Raw genomic sequence first — 16443 nt, 5'->3', positions numbered from 1 at the left:
GATTCGCCGTTGTCGCCAGCGAAGTACGCAACCTGGCACAACGCAGCGCCCAGGCAGCCAAGGAGATCAAGGATCTCATCCAGCTCAGTGTCGAGCGCGTGGAGCAGGGCACGGAGCTGGTTGACCGCGCGGGCATCACGATGAGCGAAGTGGTCGCCTCCATTCGCCGGGTGACCAGCATCATGAGTGAGATCAGCTCCGCCAGCGCCGAGCAAAGCTCCGGGGTGGCCCAGGTCGGCGAGGCCGTGTCCGAGATGGACAAAACCACTCAGCAGAATGCGGCGCTGGTCGAGCAAAGCGCTGCGGCAGCAGAAAGCTTGAGGTCGCAGGCCCAGCAACTGGTGGGCACTGTGGCTGTGTTCAAGCTGGCCGGCGAGAGGAACCTGCATGCTCCATTGGCCACGCTCACAGCCAAGTCCAAGGGCCGGGATCGCACGCAGCGGCAGGAAGGTGACCATGCGACGAATGTGAAGCGGCCTGGCTTCAAGGGTGCTCCTGCAGAGCCGTTTTAAGGCCTGCTGCTTTTGGCTCACGTCACAGCGCGGATTCCTGAGGGCATCAAGGCGCTGAGCATGGTGGCCCAACAGCGCCAGCAGCAACAGTACCAGGGTGACCAGCTCTGGAACGGCCCGTGAGGGCGTTTACCGGATCGGACATCGGGCCGGATTTGGATCCAGATTCGGACGTTGGCTGCGGCTGGCAAGCAGCCTGTCGCTGGAGAGCTGGTTCCAGCACTTCAGCGCGTTAGGCGTGTCCGTACGCTGTACAGCGAGCAGAGCAAGCAGGACATCGGACGAAGTTCGCGTAGTCCTTGCTGACGTTACTACCTCTATGGGACAACGCGATCCTGTACGGTCATTGTGTGAAGGATGGTTCATGGGCGCAGGGCAAGCGGATGGGGCTGCGGCACCTGAGGTGATGGCGGACAGGGTCAGCGCCTACGCCTGGGACACCACCCCACTGGGTGCCGCCCAGACGTGGCCCGCGAGCCTGCGGGCGGCTGTGGCGCAATGCCTGGCCAGTGGCCGTCCCTGCTTGCTGTGGTGGGGCGCGAAGCTGCTGCAGATAGCCAACGACGCGGCCTGTGCACTGCTGGATGCCCAGCACGCAGCGCTGGCCGTGCCCGCCGCCACGGCATGGCATGAGGCCTGGGTGCAGCTGGCACCGCTGCTTGAGCGGGTGATGCGCACGAGCGAGCCTGCCGTGGCACGGGAGCTGCCACTGGTCTCGCCAGAGACCGCGCAGCCATGGTCCCTTAGCCTGGTGCCACTGCATGACGAAGCAGGCCGGGCCGTTGGCGTACTGGGCACGCTGCTGGAGGCAACCACGCTGGCGTACGAGCGCCGCCAGCAGCTGCGTCTCATGGCGGACGCAGTACCGCAAATCTTGTGGATCGCGAATGCCGAGGGCGCCACGCTCTACGTCAACCAGCGCTGGACCGAGTACGCCGGCTCGCCCATCGACCCGGCATCTTCCTTGGCCGATGTGGCGCGCTTCATCCATCCGGACGACGTCGGCCCGAGTGCTGCAGTATTCGACCAGGCGCGGCGCGAGGGCCGCTTCTACGAGACGGAAATGCGGCTGCGCTCGGCAGCTGGCCAGTGGCGCTGGTTTCTCGTGCGTGCGGCACCCTACCGCGATCCGGACAGCGGGCAGCTCCTGCGCTGGTTCGGAGTGTCGGTGGATATCCATGACAGGCACCTGGCCGAGCAGGCGTTGCGTGAGAGCGAAGCGCGCTTCCGTGCCATCGCGGACCTGGTACCCGACCTGCTGTGGAGCAACGATGCCAGCGGTCGCGTGGAATGGTTCAACAGGCGCTGGAGCGAGTACACCGGCCAGGAGATGAACGAGGCATTGGGCCAGGGTTGGCTCGAGGCCATCCATCCCGACGACCGTCCTGTCACTCTGAAGTGCTGGCGCCAGACGCTGCAGGCGCAGGCCTGTTTTGTCGCCGAGCACCGTATCCGCCGCCATGACGGCGCCTGGCGCTGGCACCTTCTGCGCAGCGAGCCCTCTCTCGATACGGCAGGGCATGTCTCTCGCTGGTTTGGTTCAGCCATCGACGTGCACGACCAATACTGCGCTCAACAGCTGCTGGAGCAGCGCGTGCAGCAGCGCACTGCCGAGCTGCGCGCCATTCTCGACACGGCTGCCAGTGCCATCGTGGCGACCGACAGGACGGGGCACATCACGATGCTGAACCCGGCTGCGGAGCGAATGCTGGCTCTGCCAACAGCACAGGCGCAGGGGCGCTCAATGCTGGAATTCCTGTTGGCAGAAGAACTGCGTTTCGACGCCCACTGGCTGCCGGTCGAGCTGGTGGAGCTGTTGACGCCAGGCGCGGCCGACAAAAGCGGTGACCGTCGGGCACGACATCGAGGCGAGTTCACCTGCGTGCGCACCGACGGCACACGTTTTCCCGCCCTGTCGAGCTTTGGCCTGTTGCGCGACACGCAGGGAGAGGCCACGGGCTTCATCGTCAGCTTCACCGATCTCAGCGGGCGCAAGGCAATGGAGGAAATGCTGCGCCAGCGCACCCGGGAGGCCGAAGCAGCCAGCCAAGCCAAGAGTGCTTTCCTGGCCCACATGAGCCACGAGTTCCGTACGCCGCTCAATGCCGTCATCGGACTCAGCGAACTGCTGCTGCAGCGGGAACTGCCCCGGGACGTGTCGCGCTTCATCGGCCATATCCACCAGGCCGGCGAGCAGCTGCTGGCGCTCACCAACGACGTGCTGGATCTCTCGCGCATCGAGTCGGGCGTGATGCAGCTGGAGGAGGCCGTCTTCGAGCCCTTGGCGCTGCTAGACGCTGTGTGCACCCTGGTGCGACCTCAGGCCGATGCCAAGGGGCTCTCCCTGCAGCTGGAGGCAGCGCCCGATCTGCCAGCACGCTTGGTTGGCGACGCCTTGCGGCTCAAGCAGGTGCTGCTCAACTTGCTGAGTAACGCCGTGAAGTTCACGCACGCCGGCTTCGTCGCGCTGCGCGCTGCGCCGCTGACGCACGGGGGTACACATGCGACCTTGCGCTTCGAGGTACAGGACACGGGCATCGGCATCGCCGTAGAGGCGCAGGTGCATGTCTTCGAGCCATTCATACAGGCTGACGGCTCCACCACGCGGCGTTTCGGCGGCTCAGGGCTGGGGCTGTCCATCGTGCGCAGTTTGGTGGACATGATGGACGGGCAACTTGCCTTGGAAAGTCAGCCAGGCAAGGGCAGCACGTTCAGCGTGACGCTGTCGTTTCCCATTGCATGACCAGTACACCCTGCCGTTGCGTGGATGGCTTGGTCACTCCAGCAGGTACTTGCAGCGGTTAGCATCAATGGCAAACGAATCGTTGTTTGGCTTAATGGTTGCCGCCATGCCAAAACGCGTGTCTCCTGATTTGCCCGGCTGGCGCCTTCGCGAACGTGAATTCGCCGACAGTATCTATGTGAAGTCCAAGAGCCAAAACTCGTTGAGTCGCTCAGCCCGGAACTGCCGGGCTACCTTGTCCGACGGCAAGGACGCGGTCGTGTCAGCGACGGTGGTGTGCACCACCTTGCCGCGCAGGTTCTAACGCCGCATCAGCCACTCGACCGTGCAGCGCGCCATCGTGATGCGTTCGCGCTGCAATTGCCGCCAGACCCTGCGCGCGCCGTAGAACTGCATGTTGTCGCGCCACACGCGCTTGATGTGTCCGACCAGCGCGTCGTCACCGCCGAAAAACCTCGCTTCCTGACCGCCGTCCACAACTACAGCACCATGCGTGCGGACGTCACGGTCCTTGCGTGAAAACCTCACCGACATCTTTAAAACCCAGCACCTCTGAAGGAGTTGGTGCGGCTTGCACGGCTCGCCGGCCCCGAGCAGGGGATCGGTGTTCGAATAGGGGGTGACGTACCGCGTAACATGCCCTGATGGACTCTTCGAAATCCAGCATCCGGGTCCCGGGAACGGCACCGCTCGAGATAGCGCCGACCATCAGCAACTTGCTTGGCAATGGCGGCAACGAGCTCTTTCGCCGATTGGTCGACAGTGTCCGCGACTACGCCATCTTCCTGCTGACGCCGCAGGGGACGGTTGCCTCCTGGAACCCGGGAGCCGAGCGCATCAAGGGATACACGGCTCAGGAGATCATCGGCCAGCACTTCTCCGTCTTCTACCCGCAAGAAGCCATCGACCGAGGCTGGCCGGACGAGGAGCTACGCCAATCGGTCACGTTCGGACGACTGGAGGACGAGGGTTGGCGTCTACGCAAGGACGGCAGCCGCTTCTGGGCCAATGTCGTCATATCGCCCCTGGTGGGGGCCAACGGCGAGCTGCTTGGCTTTTCCAAGGTAACGCGCGACTTGACCGAGCGGCGGGAAGCCGAACAGCGGGTCCGCGAGAGCGAGCGCAGCCTGCGTCTGCTTGTCGAGTCCGTGCAGGACTACGCCATCTTCACGCTCGACTGCGACGGTGTCATCCGGAGCTGGAACACCGGCGCCCAGCGCATCAAGGGCTATGAGGCCAGCGAGGCCATCGGAAAGCACTTTTCGATGCTCTACGAACCAAGCCGGATCGTGGAAGGCTGGCCACAGGAAGAACTGCGGCTTGCCCAGCAGCACGGCCGGTTGGAGGACGAGGGCTGGCGCCTGCGCAAAAACGGCAGTCGCTTCTGGGCCAACGTCGTCATCACTGCCATTCGGGACGAACACGGCAGCCTTGTTGGTTTTTCCAAGGTCACGCGTGACCTCACCGAGCGTCGCCAGTACGAGGAGCAGCTTCGTGAGCGCGAGGAAAACCTGCGGCTGCTTGTCGAAGGCGTGAAGGACCATGCCATGTTCCTGCTCGACCCACAGGGGAACATTCAGACCTGGAACCCGGGTGCTCAACGTGTGCTCGGCTATGAGGCCAACCAGGTCCTTGGCCGGGATGTCGCCATGTTTTATCCCGAGGATGAGCAGCACCCCGGAAGGGTTGCAGCCGAACTGGCGCACGCCAAGGCCGCAGGATACCTGCTGGTGGAGAGCTGGCGGCAAAGAGCGGACGGCTCTAGGTTCTGGGCTGAGATAGCGACGACAGCGCTTTTCAACGAACAAGGCATCTGTCGCGGTTTCGTGCGAATCGTCCGGGACATGACCGAAGGGCGGCGTGTGGAAACGCTCGAACTGGAGGGCAAGCGCGTTGCGGAATTCATAGCGATGCTGTCGCATGAGTTGCGCAATCCACTAGCGCCGATACGCAACGCCGTGAGCATCTTGAAGCGGTTTGTCGACAAGCCAGAAGCGGTGTGGTGCGTCGAGCTCGTCGGACGCCAGGTTGGGCACCTGGGCCGCCTGGTTGACGACCTTCTGGATTTCACTCGCGTCACTCGCGGCAAGATTCAGATTGATCCCGTTGTGCTGGAGCTCAATACCCTGGTGCGGATGGCGGTGGAGTCCACCAAGGCGACCGTCATGGCGCACGGGCATAGTCTCAACCTTCACCTGGCCAGGTGCCCCGTACCCATCAAGGGTGACACCACACGGCTCACGCAGGTGGTGGTCAATCTCATGACCAACGCGGCCAAGTACACCCCTCAAGGAGGACGCATCGACGTGCACGTCGGCTCGGATGGCAACGTGGCGACGCTGCGGGTGGTTGACAACGGCATTGGCATGACGGAGTCGCTTCTGCAGCGCGCGTTCGAGCCCTTTGTCCAGGGTGTGAGGGGCCTGGACCGGGCCGAAGGTGGACTCGGTATTGGCCTGGCCCTCGTCAAGACTATCGTCGGACTGCATGGAGGCAGCGTCAGCGCCGCAAGTGCTGGCCCAGGGATGGGAACGACCTTCACGGTCACTTTGCCTCTGTCTGATTCCGATCCCGAGCCGGCTGTCGCCGATGTCCAGACTTTGGTGCCTGCAGCCAGGCGCGTACTCGTGGTTGATGACAACAAGGACGCGGCCGAGAGCATGGCCTTGCTGCTTCGCATGTCCGGCCATGAAGTGAGCATTGCTCGAGACGGCGCGGAAGCGCTGACCTTGGCACCGTCGCTCAAGCCTGAATCCGTGCTGCTGGACATCGGTCTGCCAGGCATGGATGGGTATGAGCTCGCACGTCGGCTTCGAGGCCTTCCAGGGCTTGAACAGGTGCAGGTCGTGGCTGTCACGGGCTACGGACAGGACACTGACCGGCAAGCGGCCGTGGCTGCCGGTATCCACCTGCACCTGACCAAGCCCGTGGATCCTCAAGAGCTTGCAAGGCTACTGGCCTGATGCATTGATGCGTTTCTGGTATTGAGCCGCTGGCCAGACGAATACAGCACTGGCGGCAAACACGGGTTCGCGCGTTGGCTCAATGTCAATGCCTTGCATCTCACGCACTGGCTCAACGCTCTTTCGGCAAGCTGGTCGCTGACGACCGCGATGCCGCAAAAACCCATGCCCTGCGCGTGAGGTTGGACCGCGGAGCGTACGTCGCGGTGGGGGACCGGGCCGAGCAATTTCATCAGCCCGCTTGTTGCCCACCAACCCTGTGGATCACCGCGACCGCTGCTGCCGCAGGTGGCTCGCATTCAGCAGCGCCAACAATCGACCCGTTGCCACGACCGGCACAGCAGGGCAGGGGATAGCGCGGATACGGTAGGCTTCGATGTCGCCGACTTGATGTTTGTCAATACGGCCGTCATCCTTTGTTTGTAAGCAAGTCCTTGGGCGATGAAAAGAACCGACAGCCCCGAACACCTGACAGCGCTCCAACGCACCGCAACACTGGTGTGCTCATCGGCCGGCTTCGAGCAACTGGCCACCAATGTGCTGCAGGCCTGCCTGCCGCTGCTGGGGGACTTCGGCTTTTTTGACGTGGACCTGGACGCCGAAGTGGTGCGCACCGTGCGCGCCCACGACGACCCGGGCACGGAGGCCATGCTGCGGCCTACGCGCTGGGCGCGCCAGGAGCACGCCGATGGGATGAACCTGTGCGCGTTGTCCACGGGCAAGGCGGCCGTCCATTGCGACATCGACGATGCCTGGTACCGGCAGGCTGCAAGGGACGAGGCTCAACTGACCGGGATGCGCGCCCTGGCTTTTCGATCGATGATCAGCGTGCCCATGCGCTTCAACGGCGAGCTCGTCGGTGCGCTGACTCTTTTCATGGGCCACTCGAACCGCCGGCACACCGAAAAGGACGTCGCGCTCGCGCAGGACATGGCCGACCTTGCCGCGCCTGCGATGGCCAACGTGCGGCTGTTGGCGGCGGAGCGCCATGCACGGCTCGTTGCCGAGGCGGCACAGCGGCGCATGCGGCTGCTCACCGCGGCCAGTAGCGAGCTGTCCCAGTCCCTGGACACGGCGACGACGTTGGAGACCATTACCCGGCTACTCGTGCCAGACATCGTGGACTGGTGCCGCATCGACCTGGTAGACAGCCAAGGCCAGGCATCGGTGGCTCTGGTGCGTCACAAGGATCCCGTGCTGGCAGCCCGGGCCGAGGCCCACTCCCGACGTTGGCGTGCTGCTGCCACCATACCGGGTTCAATCGACTGGACCATCCAGCAGGCCCGGGCTCATCGCGGCAGCGTAACGCCCGAGAACATCAACCTGATCACAGACCCGGAGTTCACCGAGATGGTGAACACCATGGGTGTGCGCGACTCGCTGATGGTGCCGTTGGTAGCGCGCGGCCGCACGCTCGGTGCCTTGGTCGTGCTGCAGGCCGAATCCGGACGGCGCTTTGACGACGAAGACATGGAAATGCTCGCGCAACTCGCCAACCGCGCAGCCCTGGCCTTGGATAACGCGCGGCTGTTTGCCCAGGCCCAGGACGCGCGGCGGCAGGCTGAACGAGCCAGCCGCACCAAGGACGAGTTCCTGGCGATGCTGGGCCATGAGCTGCGAAATCCCCTTCATCCGATCGTCACGGCACTGACCCTGCTTGATCAGCAGGATCAGCGGGCGCGGGAGGTCGCCCGCCAAGTACTGGGCCGCCAGGTACAGCACCTGACGCGGCTGGTTGATGACCTGCTCGATGTGGCGCGGATTGCCGAAGGGCGCATCACGCTGGCGCCGGAGCCCGTGGACATGAGCGCGCTCGTCACCGAAGCGGTCGAGAGCGTGCGGCCGACACTGCAGGGCAAAGGCATTGAATGCCGACTGGAGTTGCCCGTGGTGCCGGCAGTGGTCCGCGGCGATCGCACTCGGCTGCTGCAGGTGCTCACGAACCTCCTGATCAACGCATGCAAGTTCACTGACGCGGGTGGCATGGTCACCACCTTGCTGTCCGTCGTTGGCGCCGACGTGGAGGTGTGCGTCACGGACACCGGCGTTGGCATTGAGCCTGCATTGCTGCCACAGGTGTTCGAAACCTTTGTCCAAGGCGCACAAGCCATGGCGCGAGAGCGAGGTGGCCTGGGCCTGGGGCTGGCCATTGCCAAGTCGCTGGTGATGCTCCACGGCGGGCGCATCACCGCCCACAGTGACGGCAAAGACTCGGGAAGCAGTTTCCGAGTCGCATTGCCGCTGCTGCGAACTGATGCATCGCCAAGCACGACGACAGCGGACCCGGCTAGCCAGCCTGCTACGGCCACTCGGGTGTTGGTCATCGACGACAGCGAAGACGTGCGGGAAACCATGTGCATGCTCCTTGATAGCCAAGGCTACGAAGTGCGCTGCGCTGCCGACGGCGCGGACGGTCTTGAACTTGCCCAGGACTTCAGGCCCGACGTGACGCTGTGCGACATCGGGATGCCTCACCTTGACGGCTATGAAGTCGCGCGCCGATGGCGTTGCCACGCTGCGCTCAAGACAACGACTCTCATCGCTCTCACCGGCTACGGGCGCACCGCGGACCAGGCGCTGGCCCACGATGCCGGATTCGATCGTCACCTGACCAAGCCCGTGGACAGCAAGACGCTGTTGGACCTGGTCGCCTCTCTGGCGCAGACGATTCAGCGGCGCAAGAGTGTCGGTGAAGCTCTACCTTCCAAGCCAAGTGCTCCTTGACTTGGCTCTTTGCTGGCCATTTTTTCGAGCCCCAGGCATGAGCCACTGTTAGTGGCCGGCTCGGGTAGTGCCGCCTCGACAGATCTATTGCACGGGTGGCTCGGACTGGCAGCGCTTTTACGATGAGGCGCCGATTTTCTCGGATGGGTCCACTTTCGGGGAGGCCCGGTTACTACCGCCTATGATGTGCACGGCCCGTTTTGATGAGTCTGGCAGCCTTCCTGGGTGCTTCCTGCAGCAGTATGACAAGCAACGAATTTGCCCTTTCCCTTGAACTGCCCAGGCGCACGGTGGCCTTGGTGCTTGCCGGCGGCCGGGGCAGCCGCCTGATGAATCTCACGGACCACCGCGCCAAGCCAGCGGTTTACTTCGGCGGCAAGTTCCGCATCGTCGACTTCGCGCTGTCCAACTGTCTGAACTCCGGCATCCGCCGCATCGGCGTCATCACCCAGTACAAGAGCCACAGCCTGCTGCGCCACCTGCAGCGCGGCTGGGCTTTCCTAAAGGCGGAGATGAACGAGTTCGTGGACCTGCTGCCGGCGCAGCAGCGCATCGACGAGGAAAACTGGTACCGCGGAACGGCTGATGCGGTGTACCAGAACGAAGATATCGTCAGGAGCTATCGAGCCAAGTACGTCCTGGTCCTGGCCGGGGACCATGTCTACAAGATGGACTACAGCCTGATGCTGGCCGACCATGTCGCCAGCGGCGCCGAATGCACGGTGGGCTGTATTGAAGTGCCACGTGAGGAAGCCAGCGGCTTCGGCGTGATGGCGGTGGACGCCAGCGGACGCATCACGGATTTTGTCGAAAAGCCTTTGCAGCCGCCGCCGATCCCGGGCCACACCGACGTGTCGCTGGCGAGCATGGGCATCTACGTCTTCAACGCGGACTACCTGTTCCGCGAACTCGCGCGCGATGTTGCCGACGAAGATTCGGATCACGATTTCGGCCGCGACATCCTTCCACGCGCAGTGCAGCAGGGCGTCGCGCGGGCACACCATTTCGGGCGCAGCTGCGTAGGGCACGGCCGCGCCCCTTATTGGCGCGACGTGGGAACAGTCGATGCTTACTGGGACGCCAACATCGACCTGACCGCGACCGAACCGCAGCTCGATCTATACGACCAACGCTGGCCGATACTGACCTACCAGCCACAGCGCCCGCCTGCGCGGTTCGTGGGCGCGGGCTCGGCCACCGAGTCCCTGGTGTCGGGTGGCTGCATCGTGGCCGGGCGGGTGCAGCAGTCGCTCGTCTTCTCGAGTGTGCGCATCGACTCCAATGTGCAACTCAACCATAGCGTCCTGCTGCCCTATGTAGAGCTCGGGCGCAACGCCCGTGTCAGCCGTGCCGTGGTGGACCGGGGTTGCATCATCCCGGATGGGACGGTCATCGGCGAGGACCCTGTCTCGGACGCAAGGCGCTTTCACCGGACCGAACGCGGCATTGTGCTGGTGACGCGCAAGATGCTGGCACAGGTATAAGCTGATGGGTAGCCCATGCCGCCGTGCTCACGGCTCCATGAAGTAAAGGCCAGAACGCAGTGACGGTCGGCACAAGCACCGTGAAGCGGTCATGCAAGAACCAAGCGCATGCAAGAGAAGCAGCCCGCTGCAGTGAGCGGGCTGTGAAAGATCCTCAGAGGAGACAACGCCTGAGGACCGGAGGAGCTTTCAGATGGGAGCAAACAGAACGCCCATGTGAAACGGGCAGACGCAGCGCACAGCGCACGAAGCAGAATCAGGCCGTCCCGTTGATCTCTTCCCCGGCCGCCTGGCGCACGCGCTCAAAGGTCTGGTGGGCTTGCAGCACCTTTTCCACGTAGCGAGGTGCCCGGCCAGAGTACTTCACCAGCGCAGCATGCAGTCCGGACGCCTGCTCGATGTACTCGGCCAGGATGCGCGTGCCCACGTCGATGTTCGTCTCGGGATGGAACAAAGAGGCCCGGGCGCTAGCGACACGGCTGCCCTGGAGCTTGTCCATGTGGAAACGCGGAACGACCTGCATCAGGCCTTGAGCGCCGTAGCCGCTGGTAGCCTGCGGATTGAAGGTTGATTCGCGCGAGATGATGGCCAGCACCAGCGAAGGAGACAACTGGTACCGGGCACCAGCCGAATAGGCCGCGTTGACGATACGCGAGGCAAGAGCCTTGGTAGTGCGGAACTCGGCCATGATGAAATGAACGAGTGCGCCTTTTTCCGCTGCACTGTTTGCCGGCTTTCTGGCCGCAGTGGTCGTCTGCAGCGAAGCCGTAGCGACCAAGGAGGGCTTGTGCTGAGGGGCTGGTTGCCCTGGTCCATTGGCTTGTGCGATGGCACCTGGGCCACTGCAAGTCAGCGTAAGAAGCGCCGTGAGGATCCAGAGTTTCGCGTGTCCTTGAACCGATGCAGCAGTATTCATTGTTAGCAGTACTTGTTTGGCAGCGCCGCCGCTGAACGACGGCACCCGGGTGTCCAAGAACTGCGTGTTGAAACCCTTCAGCCCAAGCCTGGAGCGTCAACGACCGCGAATTGGACAGGAAAACCTTGAAGAAGACCTGCAAGAGACTCTCAAGGCGATGATTAGGCCCAAAAAGTGACAAATAATATTTGTCGCAGCGACGGAGATTTATTCTCGTCTCTGATGCGGCATCGCACACTGGCAATTTGATGATCGCCAGAACCGTGAACAATCTCACGTTCTTGTGCAAGAACGGCAAGTCTATAGGCGCTGGACGCTAGCTTGGTTAAAAACATGAAATGACCCCACACTGCTACCTAGCCGCGAAAGTATTTGCAACCATACAGCTTCTTTCAAATAAGGTAAGTATTCACTTAACCTAAAATCACCCTTGAATCTTTAAGCTTTCGTGTTGCTGACAGCGCTTGCGCGATCCATCTGAGAACTCGAAATATTTCTTCGCACAGAGGCGATGGAAAATCCTAATCGCGTTGATTGATAAAAGTACGAACCCCGTGCTCTTGGCTAACCCAAACATTTATATATGCTGCCGGCCGAAGTGGAAGTGCAGGAGCAGTGCTCAAAGCTGAAGTGCGTTGGCGCCTTCCATGTCCACTGGTGAAGCTGCGCTTGCAGCTACCCCAGCTCACTCGTTCAACATCATGCCGGTCCGTCAATGAAGCAAGCTGCATTGTTCCTGGCTACCTTGGCTTCGGCGTTGGCTCATTCCCAAACGAGCTTCCTGCCTGAAGCGTGGCTACCGGTTGAAGTCCGACCTTTTGTCGAGGCGGGCACAAGGCCGATTGCGTTGCGCAGTGCAGACCTGAACGGCGATGGGCAACTCGATTACGTCTTGGTACTGGAGAAGCAGACAAGCGAAGATCAGGAGTCGGATTGGGAAGAAGGCCAGAGGCCGTTTCTTCTCATTGTCAGGGAGCCATCTCAAAAACTTCGGCTTGCGAAGCGAAATGACCGAATCATTCGGTGCAGCACCTGCGGTAGCGACATGCGTGATCCTTTAGAAGCGATCGAGGCCGACTTTGAAGGCTTTTCGGTACGCCACCGCGGCTGGGATGGAAGCAGCACTTTCCAATTCGGATATTCGCGCCTGAATGATACGTGGCAACTGACGAAATCTGAACAGGTCAAGCTTCATGCCAGACAGCCGTACCGTGCACGTGAGCACACTGTGTACACTGCGCCCATTCATTTCGGCACCATTGGCATCGCCGATTTTGACCCCGATGCCTATCTCAATGCTGAAGCCAAATAATTTGTCTTGTTCGGGTAAATTTTAGAGTCAATGCGTCGAGTACAGGCGGCCTTCCATGCTGAAGGCGTAGGCAGTAAACGATTATCATAAACAGGCCCTGTTGCACAAATAACCTGGAAAAGGTCAGCCCGCCAGATGTTGATAGCACCAGTAGTCTGACTAGATGGCGCCGGAGGAAGACAAGCAGGAGCGGCGTAACCGCAAGCCGCTCCTGTACTTCGGCGCCAAGCGTGGTGGACTGGCCGAAGCGGGGTGATCGAAAAGCCCTTCGCAGGCGAGCTGCAAGGGCTTTCCGCCGCATCAAGCTTTCAGTCCATTTGGAAAATAACCGCCCGGCGCCCGCTGTCGCTGTCAGCGACCGTCGTCGTCCGCATCACCCGGCATTGCGCGCTCGCCACCATCCTTCATCCTCTGCCACGCGTCGCGGGAGGCATGCCGTGCATGCTCCCATTCCAGAGAGGAGCTTCCACGAGCCCCGTGCCAGTCTCTGCCGAGGTCGGACTCAATTTCGTCAAATTGACGGCCGGGATAGCGGGTGTGAGCGTCCGCGCCATAACGGTAGGCAGGTGCGTAGTCGTCGTAGCCGGTACCGCTTTGCGCATACGGGCGGGTGCTCCAGCTGTCGCGCCAGTAGTCGTCATCGGCGGCATGGTCAGAGCCCGCCTTGCCCGCTAACGCGCCGGCCATAGCGCCAGCCGCTGCCCCGATGGCCGCACCGACAGGGCCCGTGACGCCACCGGCGAGGGTGCCGGCAATGGCACCACCGGCCACGCCGCCCGTTGCACCACCGGCGACCGCTCCGCCCGTAGCGTCTCGGCCGTCTTTGTCGGAGGTGCTGCCCGATTCATTGGACCTTCCAGCCAGAGCACCTGCGCCGGCTCCTGCCGCTGCACCGATCGCCGCACCGACAGGGCCCGTGACGCCGCCAGCAAGTGCTCCGGTGATGGCACCGCCCGCAATCCCTCCAACCGCACCACCTGCTACGGCTCCCTTCGCCGTGTCGTGACCGGCCTGAGCGGTGCTGTAGTCGTCCAATGACTTGCCGCTGCTGGTGTCTGTGTCGTCCGCTGCCTTGCCGCCCAATGCGCCGGCGATAGCGCCGGCAGCAGCACCGATGGCGGCACCGACCGGACCGGTGACGCCACCCGCTAATGCGCCCGTGATGGCTCCACCGGCCACGCCGCCGACCACCGTGCCGACCACTGCCCCCTTGGTCGTCGCATGGCCTTCCTTATCCAAGTCCACATTGGGCTTGTTGGCGCGATCGTTCATCAGTGACTCCTCTCGTGGATTGCGCCCGTCCAGCTCTATGGAAAGGAGTGGTCCGGACACGCTTGGTGGGGAAACGCTGCTGCTAGAGCAAGGTCTAGACCTGGGTCGCGAGACCATAGCCATGCTTGCCCCGGCCGCATTCGTGCGCCCGCCACCGCAGCCAGGGCAAGAGCTCACTGACTTGTCAACGGCCTGTCCAACAACCAAGGCTGTGTTGGCCTGCGTGAAACTCCCAGCGTCCGAGGAGGGCTTGTCCTGGCTCGTTTCCGCTTGAAAGACATCCGACGCGGCCGAAGCTGGAACATGAGGACGACTTCGTGCAGTCAATCCGCACACGGTGCAGGAACAACAAGAAGGCAGAGCGGCTGTGCTGGATATCCAGACAACTTTCGTGATGATGCTCGCGACCGTGGTGGCCACCGCGGTGGCGCTGCCCGTGCTGGTAGGCTGGCGAGGCAGCACGGGCGGGCGCTGGATGAACGCCAGCGCCGTGGCGCAGGCCCTCGCCTGGGGCGCGCTGCTGCTGGCGCGCCCGGTGCACGACCGGCTGTTCTCCACGTTGTGGATCGCCCTGCTGGGGTTGAGCTTGGTGTGCATCTGGCACGCGCTGGACGCCTGGCTACGTAACCGCCCGGGACGGCTTGCCATGCATGCCGCGGCGTTGCTCGTGCCGCTGGGCTATGGGCTAGGGTTCGAGCGCTACGCCTTTCGCGTGGGCTGGTCCAACTTCGGGTTGGCGCTGCTGCTGGGTGGGGTGGGGCTGGCCTGCGCCTGGCCCGCGCAGGGCGTGGGCCGGCGCTGGCGCGGCGTGGTGCTGGTGAGCGTGGCGGCCTTGGCTGTAGTGACGCTCGGTCGCGGCATCCTGGGCGCCTTCTTCACCGATCTGTACCCGGAGCTGCGCACGCCACATCCACTCAACTTGGCCGGCGCGATATTGCAGCACATTGCCCTGGCGCTGATTACGCTCTCGCTTCTTGCGGGCTGGCACGACGAGGCAGGGCAGGCACTCAAGCGGCTGGCTACCACGGACGGGCTCACCGGGCTGCTCAACCGTCGGGCTTGCATGGAGCAGGCCGCCGTCATGATTGCGATGGCGCGCCGTGACCGCCAACCGTTCGCGGTGCTCCTGCTGGACCTGGACCACTTCAAGCAGATCAACGACACGCTGGGCCACGAGGGAGGTGACACGGCGCTGCGGCTGGTGGCCGAGCAGCTGCGCTGCTGTCTGCGCCAGACGGACCTGAGCTGCCGCTACGGTGGCGAGGAATTCCTGGTGGTGCTACCGCGGTGCGACCGGGCTCATGCCGTGGACGTGGACGCGAGGGTACGCACAGGTGTGGCCCGCTTGGCGCAAGTACGGCTGGGCATCACGGTGACTTTCAGTAGTGGGCTGACGCTGTTGCAGGACGGGGACACGGAGTTGGATGCGCTGCTGCGGCGTGCCGATGAGGCACTGTATGCCGCCAAGCACGCTGGTCGTAATCAGCTCCGCGTGAGCGCAACCAACAGGAGCCGCAACGAATCCGCCGTCTCGCCGTGAGCAGCCAAGTCTGCCGTCCGGCAACACCGGATGCTGCTTTGCCGCCGCGCCGTCGCTTTGCCTGCGGCCACCGACTCAAGCAGCGGCCTTTTCCGGCATCGCACCGACAAAGCGGCGCAGCCGACGTTCCCGGTCCGACGCCTCCCGTTGCCGGTTCGCGTATTCGCCGGCCTGCAGCGCATGCTCGCTGCGCCGGATAGTCTGGGTCAGGTCCAGATCCGAGATGTCGGCATCGACGACGGCACGCAGCGACTTTTTCGTGGCGGGGCTGAGCTGGCGCATGAGCTCGCTCAGGAAGGGGCAGGCGGCAAACAGCCCCACGCGGTCGAAGTGCCGACTGGAGAGTTCCTGCTCGAAGCGGTTTGCCACCATGGCGGCAAACCGGCGCATGCGGCTGCGAAACGGGTCTAGCGGTCTTGCAGGGGAGAGGCCATCACCAAGGCCACCCTGTGCCCAAACACTCTGGTTGGCCGCCTGCTGCTCCAGGCCGGACGCTGGACGAACCTCGGAGCGCAGCAGGGTGTCGAGCACGACCGGCGCTGCGGCATCGCCGGTGCGCACCAGCAACCTTGCCTCACTGGCATTGGCAATCAAAATCAGGTCGCAATTCATGCTGCATTTCCTAACGGTACTTTGTTATTCCCGGAGATAGAGGTCAATTCCGAAGCCAGCTGCGACGGCTTCCATAAGTTCTGCAAGCTCAGGCGGCGGTGGCTCGTCGCGCCACGCCCGCCAACAAGTGTTGAGCCACCTCCACGGGACCAGCCATGATTGGACGCGACGCAGCGCCCGCGGCCAGTAACCCTGCACCGGGCGTTTGCGCCTCCTTATTTTTCCCCCGCACCTTTTTAGGTGCGCAAGAAACGCTCTGGTGCAGCTCAAACAATGACTCAGCGCGCTGTACCTCATGCCACCAGCAAAACGAGAAGGCACACCACACCAAGGCCCAGTGACGCCGTATGGCATGGTCGGCACGC

The 16443-nt window shown here is 63.1% G+C and carries 10 protein-coding genes and 1 pseudogene; 7 read left to right on the top strand and 4 right to left on the bottom strand.

Going from position 1 to position 16443, the window contains the following annotated elements:
• Both H537_RS0117610 and H537_RS0117600 read left to right on the top strand, forming a co-directional pair.
• Positions 1–512: methyl-accepting chemotaxis protein (locus H537_RS0117610; RefSeq protein ID WP_028998912.1), on the top strand; the 512-nt coding region annotated here is incomplete at its 5' end.
• A gap of 97 nt (positions 513–609) precedes the next feature.
• Positions 610–3255, top strand: a complete 2646-nt coding sequence (locus H537_RS0117600) for a PAS domain S-box protein (RefSeq protein ID WP_156901799.1) — start codon at positions 610–612, stop codon at positions 3253–3255.
• A 177-nt stretch (positions 3256–3432) separates the two neighbouring features.
• On the opposite strand, the pseudogene H537_RS55735 reads toward H537_RS0117600, so the two are convergent.
• Positions 3433–3696 (bottom strand): annotated as a pseudogene (locus H537_RS55735) (IS3 family transposase); the annotation flags it as partial.
• A 200-nt stretch (positions 3697–3896) separates the two neighbouring features.
• Here H537_RS55735 and H537_RS43855 point away from each other — a divergent pair.
• The 3 genes from H537_RS43855 (at position 3897) to glgC (ending at position 10426) form a co-directional block, all read left to right on the top strand.
• A complete protein-coding gene (locus tag H537_RS43855; protein ID WP_441293977.1) occupies positions 3897–6218 on the top strand; it encodes a hybrid sensor histidine kinase/response regulator in 2322 nt (773 codons plus the stop codon).
• A gap of 441 nt (positions 6219–6659) precedes the next feature.
• Entirely contained in the window at positions 6660–8942 is a 2283-nt protein-coding gene (locus H537_RS0117585; protein ID WP_028998910.1) for a hybrid sensor histidine kinase/response regulator, read from the top strand.
• A gap of 242 nt (positions 8943–9184) precedes the next feature.
• Entirely contained in the window at positions 9185–10426 is a 1242-nt protein-coding gene (gene glgC, locus H537_RS0117580) for a glucose-1-phosphate adenylyltransferase (RefSeq protein WP_028998909.1), read from the top strand.
• A 256-nt stretch (positions 10427–10682) separates the two neighbouring features.
• Here the strand turns inward: glgC and H537_RS43850 are convergent, their stop codons facing one another.
• A complete protein-coding gene (locus H537_RS43850) occupies positions 10683–11204 on the bottom strand; it encodes a transglycosylase SLT domain-containing protein (RefSeq protein ID WP_169517036.1) in 522 nt (173 codons plus the stop codon).
• 853 nt (positions 11205–12057) lie between these two features.
• On the opposite strand from H537_RS43850, the gene H537_RS53060 reads away from it, so the two are divergent.
• Positions 12058–12654, top strand: a complete 597-nt coding sequence (locus H537_RS53060) for a hypothetical protein (protein ID WP_156901797.1) — start codon at positions 12058–12060, stop codon at positions 12652–12654.
• Between the two features lie 351 nt (positions 12655–13005).
• Here the strand turns inward: H537_RS53060 and H537_RS55730 are convergent, their stop codons facing one another.
• Positions 13006–13926 (bottom strand): hypothetical protein, encoded by a 921-nt coding sequence (locus tag H537_RS55730; protein ID WP_238446712.1) that lies wholly within the window; start codon positions 13924–13926, stop codon positions 13006–13008.
• Positions 13927–14320: 394 nt separating this feature from the next.
• On the opposite strand from H537_RS55730, the gene H537_RS43845 reads away from it, so the two are divergent.
• Complete coding sequence (locus tag H537_RS43845; RefSeq protein WP_064735997.1) at positions 14321–15466, top strand: GGDEF domain-containing protein; 1146 nt, start codon at positions 14321–14323, stop codon at positions 15464–15466.
• A 75-nt stretch (positions 15467–15541) separates the two neighbouring features.
• Here the strand turns inward: H537_RS43845 and H537_RS0117555 are convergent, their stop codons facing one another.
• Entirely contained in the window at positions 15542–16078 is a 537-nt protein-coding gene (locus H537_RS0117555; RefSeq protein WP_028998908.1) for a host attachment protein, read from the bottom strand.
• Positions 16079–16443: the final 365 nt, after the last annotated feature.

It is taken from the genome of Azohydromonas australica DSM 1124 (genome assembly GCF_000430725.1).
In the GTDB taxonomy this organism is placed as follows: domain Bacteria; phylum Pseudomonadota; class Gammaproteobacteria; order Burkholderiales; family Burkholderiaceae_C; genus Azohydromonas; species Azohydromonas australica.
Note: the sequence above shows the minus strand (reverse complement) of the source record. Positions and strands in the feature narration are given on the sequence as shown.